The organism is Paenibacillus sp. FSL H8-0175, from assembly GCF_045040615.1.
Taxonomy (GTDB): Bacteria; Bacillota; Bacilli; order Paenibacillales; family Paenibacillaceae; genus Paenibacillus_AQ; species Paenibacillus_AQ odorifer.
Window position 1 is genome coordinate 6,165,101 of sequence record NZ_CP150299.1, and the last position, 13,075, is coordinate 6,178,175.

A 13,075-nucleotide genomic window follows, 5' to 3' on the forward strand; every position below is an offset into this window, starting at 1 on the left:
CCGCACTCATTTCGTTAATGTATTTACAACTTCATCCACGATAACTTTGGAGGAGATCGGACCGCCGAACACCCAAGTAGTACTGCTCAATCCGAAGGTGCGATTCTCTTTTACAAAGTTAAGGCCATTCCAAACGGAATTATCCTTCAGTTCTTTCGTGAAAATATTATCATCCTCTTGGACGATATAGATTAGATTTGTATCCTGAACCGCAGGCAATGCCTCAACTGTAGAGGTACTGAATCCGTAAACTTCGAAATTTTCGGGTTTCCAGTCGTTTTTCAGACCGATCCGATCCAAAGTTTGTACCGCAAGTGAATTATCTGTAAAAAGACGCATCGTTGCTGCATTCTGGTAGCTGTATGCTTGTGTCAGTACATAGTTCAAGCCTTCTTTGCCTGCATCAGCCAGCTTTGCTTTTGCATCTGCAGAATGTGCATCCAAATCAGCAAGAACCTTATCGGCTTCTGCTGTTTTACCTACTGCCGCTGCAATTGTTTTGAAAGTATCTTCCATCAGTGTGTACTGATTACCTTCTCCTTCATTCGGATACAAGCCGAAAATCAATGTTGGAGCGATACTTTTAAGTTGATCATAAATTCCTTCATGCCCACCCGTATTGGCAATAATCAGATCAGGCTTTAATGAAGCAATTGTCTCCAGATCTGGCTCGTCACGGGAACCAACATCAGTCACGTTTGCATCAAGTGGTGCTTCAGAAGTCACATACAGCTTATAGTTTTCGTTATCTGCGTTACCTACTGGCTGCACTCCCAGTGCAATAACATCCTCCGTAAAGGTCCATTCCAATACCACAACTCTTTGCGCAGGTTTGTCCAGCGTAATCTCACCTTTAGAATCCTTTAAAACAATAGGACCGCTTGTAGATTCACTGCCCGCGTTTTCAGCAGCTGGTTTGTCAGTTGCTCCCGCGTTCGATGTTGAATTATTCTTTTGGTTAGTACCACAGCCTGATACGACCAATATGATAGCAACAACCATAAATAAACTAATTAACCTTTTGTGCATTTACTTTATCCCCCTGGATTCAACGTTCGAAGTTTATTCTATGATAACAGTTATCAATCTATTGATAATGATTATCACAGAAAACATATAAGTAATCTTATACGCGATTCTCCCGAAAGTCAAAGTTAAAATTTAAGGCTTAACCGTCCCTACTCCATGATCTGGTTTGTGATTCTTTCAATGTGTATGGTCAGATACAGCATTTCATCATTTGTTAACTCCCGATTATATGTTTTATCAATATAGATTTTAATTTTCTCAACGCTTGCGAAAGCTTCCTTATACTGCTGCTTTACCAAAATAAATAAGCCATTCTCATTATCAGGAGGTGGAGTACCGTTGATGAGACGTTGTGCAAAAAATTTCAAATGAGTGATAAAACGGTAATAAGCAAGGGACTCCTCATCGTACTCTAGCCTGAAATGGCGCTTCACGATATTTAGGATGTCGTTCATGATCTTGGTGATATTCACCATGTTAGGCATCTCTTCATTTAGTTCTGCATTCACCAGATGGAGCGCAATATGTCCGGCCTCATCTTCGGGAAGTCTGACTCCGAGCTTGGAATGTATAATTTGAAGCGCAGCTTTCCCAACCTCATATTCTTCTTTATAGAATCTTTTGATTTCCCAAAGCATGGCGTTTTTAATCTTCATCCCTTTTGAGAATCTCTCCAGCGCAAAACTGATATGATCTGTCAGACTAACATAAATACTGTCATCCAGCATTTTACCGAGCTGCAGTTTGGCGAAGTTAATAATCTCTTCTGAGAGCTCCATGTGCTCGATTGGAATCTCGGAAAGCAGCGTTTTTAGCTTATCTGAAAGTTTTTGATTACTTAAAGTGAATATCTTTTCAATTTTATCTTCTTCTAAAAAGTCTCCACGTTTTTTCTTAAAGGCCAGTCCTCTTCCCATAACTACTAGTTCAAAATTTTGGTCATCTATGACAGTAACAACATTGTTGTTTAACACTTTTTCGATCCGCATATTACAGCTCCTTACCTTTTCATTTTACGAAGCTAGCACTTTTTTATAGTATTCTATAATAAAAAATCGATCTCTAAGTAGCAGTACTAAGAGATCGATTCCATTCATACCTTATGACTCTTCAATAGATCACACTACAACAGTCAGCAAATCTTCACCCGGTGTAATAACTGTTTTATTGGTACCAATCACATCACTATAATTAGCCGTATTGGTAATAATTATCGGTGTTGTGCATTGATAACCTTCATTTTTTATTTGTTCAAAATCAAACTCAATCAATAGATCACCCTGTTTAACGGTTGCTCCTTCTTGCACCTTCACATCAAAGTATTTACCTTTTAGCTTCACGGTTTCTATACCGATATGAATCAAGACCTCAACACCCTCATCCGATACTACCGCAATACAATGACCTGTTCTGAAAATAGTGGATACAACTCCACTTACCGGTGAATAAAGCTTACCTTCTGTGGGTTCAATTGCAATCCCCTTGCCCATTGCTTCAGAAGCAAAGGCAGCATCATCTACTGAGGTTAACGGGATTACGTTACCAGCCAGAGGGCTTACAACGGTTGAACTTTTAACGGCGTGAGGGAGGATAACCCCGCTTTTTTCAGTATTCGTTTTTTCTTCTACAATATTCACTTTCTTTTTATCTTCATAACCAAATACCATGGTAATTACCATAGCCAATACAATGGTCACACCTGCTATAATCGCTTGAACGGCCAGCGGAGAGAATGCGGGAAGACTTAATACGCTCACAAATGCGAAGACTTCCATCTTCACTTTGAAAAGACCACTAAGTGCTCCACCTACACCGCCGGCAATGGTTACATAAATGAAAGTTCGTTTGTAACGAGTCAGCAAACCGTAAATAATAGGTTCTGTTACACCGGAAAGCGCGCCTGGTATAAATGTACTGCCGGCCAATGTTTTCAACTGTTTGTCCTTTGTTTTCAGGAAGATACCCAACGCTACACCCAGCTGCGCGAAGATGGCCATGCCGGCCATTGCATATATTGGATCTCCACCCTTAGCAATGTTCTCAAGAATAATTGGCACAAGTCCCCAGTGCAATCCGAGTACAGTCAAATACGTCCAAGCTATTCCCACAATTGCCCCTGTAACAATACCGCTTTTCGTACTGAGGAACAAAATAGCGTCTCCAATTAAATTCCCTACATTCACGCCAAACGGTCCGAAAGCCAAAATAGTTAACGGAACAATGACAATCAAACATAGCATAGGGACCAAGAACATCTGCAAATCCTTGTGTATAAACTTTCTTAGCTGCTTATCCAATAAAGCGTATATACAGATGGCGATAAAAATCGGAAACACGCTTGATGAATAGTCCGAAATTACTAAAGGAATACCTAAAAAATGTGGAGATTCAACACTTGCTAATCCCGTAATATTAGGTTCAAGTAAAGCCGCACCGATACTGCCACCCACATAAGCATTAACACCCAGCCTAATCGATAACGTAATTCCTAAGAAAATGGGTAGAAAATAAAACACAGCATTACTAGCGCCGGCTAATACTTTGTAAGTTTCACTATCCGCACTTAGAACATGTAACGAAGCAAGTACGGTTAATAGCGCTTTCAACATACCCGCACCTGCTAAAGCACCAATCAGAGGCGAAAAGCTTCTAGAAATAACATCAAAAATCAGAGTCCCTATAGGTTTCTTTATCTTGTTCTCGCCAGAGTCACTGTTAGGGGATATGGATTTGGCAATTTCTTTATACACATCAGCAACATGGGTACCCACTATAACTTGAAACTGTCCCCCTTTGCTAACTACCCCAATAATCCCTTTCATTTTTTCCAAATTTTCTTTATCAGCTTTTTGCTCATCGTTAAGTGTGAATCTTAGTCGCGTGGCACAATGAATCACATTGTTAATATTTTTCTCCCCACCGACAGATTGAATAATGTCTTTACTTAGCTGTTCATAACTCATTTTTATACACCCCTTTGTAACAGATCAATTAATCACCGATATCAGGGAACACAAAAAAACCTAAATCACATCTATGTACGAGAGAGATTATCCCCGTAATCATAAATGAAACTTAGGTTTTGCCTGCTATGCAGTAGCAATCCTGATATCCGATTAATTTATTATTTACAAATTAACATGTTCAATTAATGATGTCAACAATAAACCAGAGCCTGTATAATATTGGATAACAAAAAAGACCCTGATAAATCAAGAATAACTTGATTATCAGGACTTTTTTTTAGAACAGGCTTTGTCCGTTGGATTCAATTACTTCTTTGTACCAGTGGAAGGACTTCTTACGGTATCTGTCCAGTGTACCTGAACCATCATCATGACGATCTACATAAATGAAACCATAACGTTTCTTCAGCTCGGCGCTTGTTGCGCTAACCAAGTCGATGCAGCCCCAGCTTGTGTATCCCATAACTTCCACGCCATCAGCAATAGCTTCCGCTACTTGAACCAAATGATCTTGCAAATAATTGATCCGGTAATCATCGTTTACGATCTTCTCACCGTTCCCGTCTACAACCAGCTGATCGACGGCGCCAAGGCCATTTTCCACGATAAACAGCGGTTTTTGGTATCGGTCATAGAACATATTCATCACATAACGCAAGCCCTGCGGATCGATCTGCCAACCCCATTCGCTCGCTTCCAGATACGGATTCGGTACCCCACCCAGCAGGTTTCCTTCTCCTCTGATCTGTTTCTCCGGATCAGCCGTTTCACATGTGCTCATATAGTAACTGAACGATATGAAATCCACGGTATGCTTCAGAATTTCCTCGTCCCCTGGCTCGAAATGAATGTGAATTCCATTTTCCTTAAAGAACCGTTTCATATAGCCTGGATAATAACCTCTGCTATGAACATCCGCAAAAAACATATTTTTGTGATCACTTTGCATCGCCTTGATCAAGTCGTCCGGATGCGGAGTGAGCGGATAAATTGGCATGCTCAGCACCATGCAGCCTATTTTGAAATCAGGATTGATCTCATGACCGATTTTTACCGCCAAAGCACTTGCAATGAACTCATGGTGAATGGCCTGATACAGATCCTGCTTACTCAATTTTTCCAATGGAGTATTGATTCCGCCACTCATAAATGGGAACTCTAGGATAGAATTGATCTCGTTAAAGGTCAGCCAGTATTTGACCTTGTTCTTGTAACGATTAAAGATCGTTCTCACATAACGCTCGTAAAATTCCACCATCTTACGGTTAACCCATCCATCATACTCTCGTGCCAAATGCAGCGGGGTCTCATAATGGGAGATCGTAACTAGCGGTTCGATGCCGTATTTATGACACTCGTCGAACAGGTCGTCGTAGAACTGCAAGCCCTGTTCATTCGGCTCCAGCTCGTCCCCTTTCGGGAAAATCCGGGACCAGGCAATAGACGTCCGGAATACTTTAAAGCCCATTTCCGCAAACAGCTTAATATCTTCTTTATATCGGTGATAGAAATCGATACCAATCAACTTCATGTTATCGTCGGTAGGAACTTCTGTAGGCGCAGACTTAATGCCATGCGGCATGACATCTTGGGTAGACCAGCCTTTGCCATCATCCTGATATGCCCCTTCAAGCTGGTTAGCGGCTACAGCCCCACCCCATAGGAATCCTTCTGGAAATTGTAAGTTCATATTTCTTCCCGCCTTTGCTATTGTGATAGTATAGGTTTACTGCTCTAATCCGAATCCTAAACCTTGGAACGCGTTACATGTCAAGGATTAATCTTGCAAAGGAGATAAGCCGATGTCCACACTTGACGAAATTGCTAAGCTGTCGGGCTTTTCCAAAGCTACGGTATCCCGAGTCCTGAACGATTCTCCCCATGTCAGCAAGGAAACTAGGGAGAAAATTCTCGCCATTATGAAAGAGACGGACTATGTTCCCAATCGGAATGCCATATCTTTATCCAAAGGCCAAACCCAGCAAATCGGCATGATTACCTTAGACCTCAACGAGCTTATTTTGTGCTTCATGAACAGCTTCGTCGAAATTTCCGGCCGTTACGGGTATCAGACGATTATTTATACCACCGGCGGTGATAAGCAAAAGGAACTTCAGGCCTTCGAGGATCTCAAACAAAAAAGAGTCGACGCTCTGCTTATTCTGACCGCTGTTAACGATAAAAATGTCATAACTTCCTACTGCAAATACGGCCCGATTGTGTCTTGGCAACGCATGGACCATCCTGAAATACCGTCAGTTGCCATGAACCAATATGACGGATATGCACTCGCTCTAGAGCATTTGATAGAGCGGGGTTATACGCGTATCGCTAATGCTTTTGGCCGCCCAAGCAGCATAAATACCCAGAGTAGACGACTAGCTTATGAGCAAATCATGACCAAATATAATCTTCCCATTGTTGAGAAATGGTATTACTCCACGATTTATGGAATCCGTGACGGAGAGCAATTGGTGCGAACCCTAATTGGACAACCAGATCAGCCGGATGCCATTCTGTGCTCCAATGATTTGGTGGCGGTGGGCGTTCTGAGCGAAGCACGTAGACAGCAGCTGGAGGTGCCCCGTGATCTAGCCATCATTGGTTTTGATAATTCGGAGCTGTCACAGACACTCGGAATTACCACTGTTCGGAATCCGATTGCAGGACAGGCGGAGAACGCCTTTCTTCTGCTGGCTCCAACCCTGCTTGGACTGGATATGGAGCTGCAGCCCCTATCATTCCAACTGATCGAACGGGAGACAACATAGGTTGCCCATTCCCAGAAGATTACGACTGTACATTCCATAAAAAAAGTAAAATTGTATTGAAAATATGATGAAGATGGGTGTTTTTTATGACAAATAATGTATTGAATCCTAGGGTTGATAAATTTTTAAGTAAAGCGAAACAATGGCGGGAAGAATATGAGCAGTTGAGAACGATCGTGCTTGATTGCGGGCTGACCGAAGATTATAAGTGGATGCATCCATGTTACACATTTGATGATAAAAACATAGTATTAATTCATGGATTTAAAGAATATTGTGCGCTTCTCTTTCACAAAGGTGCCTTGTTACAGGATCCCAATGGGATTCTAATTCAACAAACAGAAAATGTGCAGGCAGCGCGCCAAATTCGGTTTACGAATGTGCAACAAATCGTTGAAATGGAAGCTGTTCTGAAAGCCTACATTCAAAATGCCATAGAAGTTGAAAAAGCGGGTTTGGAAGTCGAATTAAAAAAGAAAGAGGATTACCTCATTCCTGAAGAGCTTCAGACTAAATTCGCTGAACTTCCTGGCTTGAAAACTGCTTTTGAAGCCCTAACGCCTGGACGGCAAAACGCATATATTTATCATTTTTCTCAAGCCAAACAATCCAAAACCCGCGTATCCCGAATTGAAAAATTCATCCCGCAAATCCTTGAGGGCAAGGGATTAAATGATTAGCGTTGCTGACAATGAGTCAATTAAGCCTTAGGGTTAGTTGACTCATTTTTTAATTTGTCTTCTTCTAACTGCTTGTAATAATCCTCAACAAAGGCCTTGAACTTTTTAGCGACATTAGTCATGTACCGGTTGGTATACCATGAGATTTCAATGGTGCGGGTACTTATGGGTTCTTCAATGGGAAGAAGCACGACAGAGGATCCTTGAGACCCCCCCCAAGTTACAGCGGGGATAAAAGAAACCCCTAGTCCCGAACGGACTAGACTGCGTACCATCGAAGGCTCATCGCATTCATAAATGATACGCGGAGCAAATCCGGCGGCGTGACATAGAGAATCCGTCGTGTCGCGCAGCTGCTTGCCTATTTTCAAACTAATAAAACCGTCTTCCGCGAGTTCATTCAGACGTACACTTTTACGGGTTGCGAGCCTGTGCTCATTAGGAACCGCCAGCAGGATTTCTTCCGTTAATACCGGTGTCGACACTGTTCCTGGAATCTTGAGCGGAGTAGAAGAAATACACAAATCAAAAGCCGGATAACGTGAGATCTCCTGATCCTGCTGCAATAGCTTGAATTGAGCTTCCGGGTATTTCTGACGAAATAATGTGATCATATCCGGAAGCAAATAGGAACCCGCTTGGATAAAAATCACTACAGTTCCTGTCGGTCGCTCAGACAAGTCCAATAGCTCTGTTTTCCCCTCCTCTAACGTTTGTAGGGCTAAATCAACTTTCACAAGAAACCGCTTTCCATATTCATTTAATCGAATGTATTTTCCTGTGCGATCAAACAATTTGACGTTTAATTCGCCCTCAAGATTTTTGATCATTTTACTTATAGCAGGCTGTGAGATTTGGAGTATTTCGGCTGCTTGGGTCATATTCTCAAGCTTTGCAACCGTTTGAAAGTACCGAAGCGAAAGTAAATCCAACGAACCCACCCTCTTCTATAACCTTAGAGTTATGTATTTTATATATAATAATATATTTTTCATCATCATAGCAGAACACTATAATAAAGAGAATTAAAAATACATAAGAATCTGCAGGAGAAAGGGGAACTATAAATGAGCACACGAGAACCCATGGAAGAAATTATTACAGTCTCCAGCGGTCAGCTTAAAGGCATACGTCTGCCAACACTTGGGGCGATCGCATGGTTAGGGATTCCTTATGCGGAACCTCCCATAGATAAGCTCAGATGGAAAGCACCGCGTGAGATAGAACCTTGGACAGGTGTATTGCCTGCATGCCATTTTAATAATAGCAGTGTCCAATTCATTCAAGGGGAACCTGGCGGCAGTGAAGATTGCCTCTTTTTGAATATTTGGCGACCGGATCATGCCGAGGCAGGCTTACCCGTATTCGTCTTCCTCCACGGCGGCGGAAATATTGGGGGTTCGGGACGGGATTTTCAAGCTGGAGAATTGGCGTGTAAGACAAATAGTATAGTGGTTACAGTGAATTACCGTTTAGGAGCAATGGGATTTTTCCGGCATCCCTCACTCCGAACCGGGGACCCCTTGGATGACTCAGGAAATTACGGTCTCCTCGATGTTCTTCATGCGCTAAAGTGGCTGCGCAATAACATTGTTTGCTTTGGGGGAAATCCAGGGAACATAACATTAGGGGGCCAGTCTGCAGGTGCAAGAAATGCATTAGCTGCTTACCTTTCACCGCTGGGCAGAGGGCTCTTTCATAAGCTTTTTATTATGAGCGGAGGTTTAACAACGGCTGTTACGGAGCAAAGCGAAGAAAAAGCAGATGACATTTTAACAGAGTTATTAATAAAAACAGGAATGGTCAGCACTCAAGGTGAGGCAAGAGTATGGATTTCCACACAATCTGCGGATAAGATTTCCGCCTTCCTATATCGTCAGAATGCCTTTCACTTTGTCGAAATCATTCGTGAGACGGGGCTTCAGATGGCTGCTTTTCCCCATTTGATCGAAGATGGCACGGTCATTCCTATTGGTGGCTTCGACAATCTAAATAACCGCGATCACCCTTCCCTGCCGATCATCCTTGGCAGCACTGCCAGCGAATTCTCCGAGTTCACTTTATGGGATACTCATTTCTTCTCCCTAGTGCAAAAGGAAGAGTTAGCCGGAAATCTGGAAGAAAAGAAGCTCTATGAAGCTGCAGTCCAATATGGGAGCGATCTGTATGCAGAATTTAATGTAGAGCAGACTACAGAGATATTATTAAGTGCGATTCCGGAGATGCCCATCTATGCTTACCGCTTCGCCTGGGGGTTAAGAGACGGAGTGATCGATCCTTATATCCGTTTTCTTATGGGTGCCCCGCATGGTGCAGACATCCCCTTCTATACAGGTGACTTTTCCGGTGTCCAGGAAAGATTTCCTGCGGATGTAATTTCCGAGCATAACGAGCCTGGGCGTAACATGCTCTCTTCCCTAATGAGGGACTATTTACGGCATTTCCTATATACCGGTAATCCTAATGCTGAGGGACAACCTGCTTGGCAACGATACACCCCTAATCCCCGGTCTGCGGAAATTCTCTGGTTAGATGCTAGCCAGGATCAAACTATTGTTCAATCCGTCTGCAAACTTGTAAAAAAAGATATCCTGTCCCAAATGGACAATGATCCCCGTTTAGCAGCAGAACAGCGCAATTGGCTAAAAAACAATTTATTTGCGGGACGTTTTTTCTGGTAAGATAAATGATTGTAGAATTCACGTAGAGGAAGGAACATGCTGTTGTGCTAACTTACTTACTGCTCTTAGTCATCGGGCTAGCAGCTGGCATTTCCGGTTCATTGGTCGGACTTGGCGGCGGGTTCATCGTTGTGCCTGCGTTGGCTTTCCTTTTTCCTGATATGGAGCCTTCACATCTGGCTGGAACATCAATGGCGATGCTGCTTTTCAACTCCATCTCAAGTACTTATGTGTACGCAAAGCAGAAGAGAATCGATTATCAAGCAGCGCTCACCTTTGCCGCCGTTTCGATTCCGGGTTCAGTAATAGGTGCACTCTTTACCAAGCAAATGGGCGGGAGAATGTTTTTCGTAAGCTTCGGTATTTTCTTAATCCTTGTCGCTTTATTGCTCTTGTTCAAGCCGAATAAACCCATCCATTGGCCTTTCAAACCAACCGTGAAGCGAAGCTTTTCCGATAATAGCGGTGCTCATTTCGAATATGCTTATCATATGCCTACCGGCATAATCATCAGTTTTCTTGTTGGCTTTGTAGCAAGCCTATTTGGGATTGGCGGCGGGAGTCTTATGGTTCCGACAATGACCTTACTTCTCAACTTTGCCCCCCATATCGCTGTTGCAACTTCTATGCTTCAAATTTTCCTGTCAGCTATCGTAAGCACCACAACACATGCCTTTTTATTGAATGTTGAATGGTTTATGGTGTTAGCCCTAGCACCTGGCGCAATTATCGGCGGTCAAATTGGCGCACGCCTGGCAAAACGCCTTCCTGCCAAGCTGCTTTTAAAGCTATTAGCCGTTTTTCTCATCATCGTTTCGCTTCGTTTGATGATGAAAGGGTAGGTCATTATGTAAAAAGTCCTGATGGATCAAGAGTTTCTTGATCCTCAGGACTTTTTTATTGTGACTGTGGGACTGATTCCTTGATATCAGCGACATTTCAAATTGCAAGGCAGAAACGGATCCCTTCTTCTATCATAATTTAGCCCCCTATAAATAAGAGACTTGGCCAATCCTATCGAATTTTAAGTCTCTTCAGGATTTCTTTAGAATTCCCCCACCTAATTCCTCAGTTTTTTTAGTTAAGATTTCTGTATTGAAGTAAGCGAAGGAGGTGGCATATTGGCCAGTAATACCGTCTTAGAGCTAATCAATCAGTATGGATATCTGATTTTTTATCTTGCTTTCACGTTAGGCCCTTTTGGAATTCCAATCCCTAATGAAATTACAATCCTCACTGGAGCTACCCTAAGCCACATGGGGATTATCAATTCCTGGATGACTTATTTCTGCATTTTATCAGGGCTATTAACGGCCTTTACGGTTGCCTACTTTGCAGGTAAATTCTTTGGGCAAAAGCTGAAGTGCAAATTTGAAGCTAATAGACATTTTAAAAAAGCAGAGCAGATTCTAAAAAAACGTGGGCGTACAGCTATGTATATCGGCATGTTTATTCCAGTTGTACGTTACATCATTCCCATGTTGATCGGGCTCAGCGGTACAAGCTATAAACGATTTGCCCTTATTTCATATCCCAGTGCTTTAAGTTGGACCTTACTGTTCTTTTTTGTAGGAACGTACTTTGGAGATCACATCCTATCAAAATTAATAAACATCTAAATCAATTCTAAAATTATGGAGGAATTCCGAATGAGCTTCAATGAAAAACTCTTATTTTTAAGAAGTTTTATTCAGGATCCAAAACAGGTAGGCAGTGTTACCCCGAGTTCCCGGTTTCTGGCACACAGCATGGTTAACCAAGCCCCTTGGCATGAAGTTAAAGCAGTCGCTGAACTTGGATCAGGTACAGGTGCAATCACCCGTGTAATCAATACTAAGGTAACTAGTACAACGAAAGTGTTACTATTTGAGATGGATAAAACCATGAGGCATAACCTGAAGACAAGCTATCCGGACTTTTCTTGTTATCATAATGCTGCTAGTTTAGTAGAAACAATTAAAGGTTCACATATTCATCAGTTAGATTGTATTTTTAGTGGGCTGCCCTTTTTCAATTTTGAGCCCGAATTAAGAAATACATTGGTTGAACAGATCTACCAATCCCTTAAACCTGAGGGATTATTTATTGCCTTTCAGTATTCACTTCAAATGAAGAAGCAACTCTCCGAATATTTTAATATTGATACAATAAAATATGTGCCATTTAATTTCCCTCCCGCTTTCGTCTACGTCTGTCGTAAAAGGGAAACATAATAAAATAAATATAGAAGAGGGGCAGCGTCCATTGAATACAATTCTTGTTGCAGATGATGATTCTGAAATTCGAGATGTGATTCATGTTTACTTAAGAAATGAAGGTTACCAAGTGCTTGAAGCTGCAGATGGTCAAGAGGCGTTGAGTACAATACAAACAACATCCATTCAACTGGTTATCCTGGATGTCATGATGCCTCAAATGGACGGTATCACAGCCTGTCTCAAAATTAGGGAAATATCAAATATCCCAATTATTATGCTCTCAGCCAAGCAAGAGGACATTGATAAAATCACGGGTCTAACTACCGGGGCAGACGATTACATGATCAAACCGTTTAATCCACTGGAACTACTGGCCCGTGTAAAAGCTCAGTTACGGCGTCAGTCCTTAATTGGAAAGGAAGAATTCAACTCTCTGCTTATAATTAAAAACCTGATCATAGATAAAAATAAACATTCCGTAAAGTTAAATGGAATTGAAGTTTCATTAACTCCACTAGAGTTTGCGATTTTAACCCTGCTTGCAAGCCGGCCTGGGCAAGTTTATAGTTCGGAGCAAATTTACGAGAGTGTATGGAAAGAGCCTTACGGATATTCTGACAATACCGTAATGGTTCATATTCGTAACTTAAGAGAAAAATTAGAGGAAAATCCAAGAGAACCTCTGTATATTAAGACAGTCTGGGGAGTTGGTTACAAAGTTGATTAAAATCATACGAAATCTACAAATAA

Annotated in this window: 12 protein-coding genes; 7 read left to right on the forward strand and 5 right to left on the reverse strand. The window is 41.9% G+C overall.

Annotation, left to right across the window (positions count from 1 at the left end):
* Positions 1–6: 6 nt before the first annotated feature.
* The 4 genes from MHH46_RS27245 to MHH46_RS27260 form a co-directional block, all read right to left on the reverse strand.
* A complete protein-coding gene (locus MHH46_RS27245) occupies positions 7–1,029 on the reverse strand; it encodes an ABC transporter substrate-binding protein (RefSeq protein WP_076194106.1) in 1,023 nt (340 codons plus the stop codon).
* 149 nt (positions 1,030–1,178) lie between these two features.
* Positions 1,179–2,018, reverse strand: a complete 840-nt coding sequence (gene licT / locus MHH46_RS27250) for a BglG family transcription antiterminator LicT (RefSeq protein WP_036685434.1) — start codon at positions 2,016–2,018, stop codon at positions 1,179–1,181.
* A 129-nt stretch (positions 2,019–2,147) separates the two neighbouring features.
* Positions 2,148–3,992 (reverse strand): beta-glucoside-specific PTS transporter subunit IIABC, encoded by a 1,845-nt coding sequence (locus tag MHH46_RS27255; RefSeq protein ID WP_076194104.1) that lies wholly within the window; start codon positions 3,990–3,992, stop codon positions 2,148–2,150.
* 280 nt (positions 3,993–4,272) lie between these two features.
* The gene (locus MHH46_RS27260) at positions 4,273–5,685 is read right to left on the reverse strand and encodes a glycoside hydrolase family 1 protein (protein ID WP_076194102.1); all 1,413 of its coding nucleotides are present in this window, start codon (positions 5,683–5,685) and stop codon (positions 4,273–4,275) included.
* 112 nt (positions 5,686–5,797) lie between these two features.
* Between MHH46_RS27260 and MHH46_RS27265 the strand changes: the two genes are divergently transcribed.
* Both MHH46_RS27265 and MHH46_RS27270 read left to right on the forward strand, forming a co-directional pair.
* Positions 5,798–6,766, forward strand: coding sequence for a LacI family DNA-binding transcriptional regulator (locus MHH46_RS27265; protein WP_076130318.1), 969 nt, complete (start codon positions 5,798–5,800; stop codon positions 6,764–6,766).
* Positions 6,767–6,852: 86 nt separating this feature from the next.
* Positions 6,853–7,446, forward strand: coding sequence for a YdeI family protein (locus MHH46_RS27270; RefSeq protein ID WP_076098816.1), 594 nt, complete (start codon positions 6,853–6,855; stop codon positions 7,444–7,446).
* Between the two features lie 20 nt (positions 7,447–7,466).
* On the opposite strand, the gene MHH46_RS27275 is transcribed toward MHH46_RS27270, so the two are convergent.
* The gene (locus tag MHH46_RS27275) at positions 7,467–8,378 is read right to left on the reverse strand and encodes a LysR family transcriptional regulator (protein WP_076194098.1); all 912 of its coding nucleotides are present in this window, start codon (positions 8,376–8,378) and stop codon (positions 7,467–7,469) included.
* Between the two features lie 135 nt (positions 8,379–8,513).
* Between MHH46_RS27275 and MHH46_RS27280 the strand changes: the two genes are divergently transcribed.
* The 5 genes from MHH46_RS27280 (at position 8,514) to MHH46_RS27300 (ending at position 13,052) form a co-directional block, all read left to right on the forward strand.
* Entirely contained in the window at positions 8,514–10,127 is a 1,614-nt protein-coding gene (locus MHH46_RS27280; protein WP_076194093.1) for a carboxylesterase family protein, read from the forward strand.
* A gap of 44 nt (positions 10,128–10,171) precedes the next feature.
* Positions 10,172–10,969 (forward strand): sulfite exporter TauE/SafE family protein, encoded by a 798-nt coding sequence (locus tag MHH46_RS27285; protein ID WP_076194090.1) that lies wholly within the window; start codon positions 10,172–10,174, stop codon positions 10,967–10,969.
* Positions 10,970–11,248: 279 nt separating this feature from the next.
* Positions 11,249–11,746 carry a DedA family protein gene (locus tag MHH46_RS27290; protein ID WP_076130315.1) on the forward strand — a complete coding sequence of 166 codons (498 nt, stop codon included), beginning with the start codon at positions 11,249–11,251 and terminating at the stop codon, positions 11,744–11,746.
* Between the two features lie 30 nt (positions 11,747–11,776).
* Positions 11,777–12,340 (forward strand): class I SAM-dependent methyltransferase, encoded by a 564-nt coding sequence (locus tag MHH46_RS27295; protein ID WP_076194087.1) that lies wholly within the window; start codon positions 11,777–11,779, stop codon positions 12,338–12,340.
* Between the two features lie 31 nt (positions 12,341–12,371).
* On the forward strand, positions 12,372–13,052 hold the full coding sequence (locus tag MHH46_RS27300; RefSeq protein ID WP_036685458.1) for a response regulator transcription factor: 681 nt from the start codon (positions 12,372–12,374) through the stop codon (positions 13,050–13,052).
* Positions 13,053–13,075 lie beyond the last annotated feature (23 nt).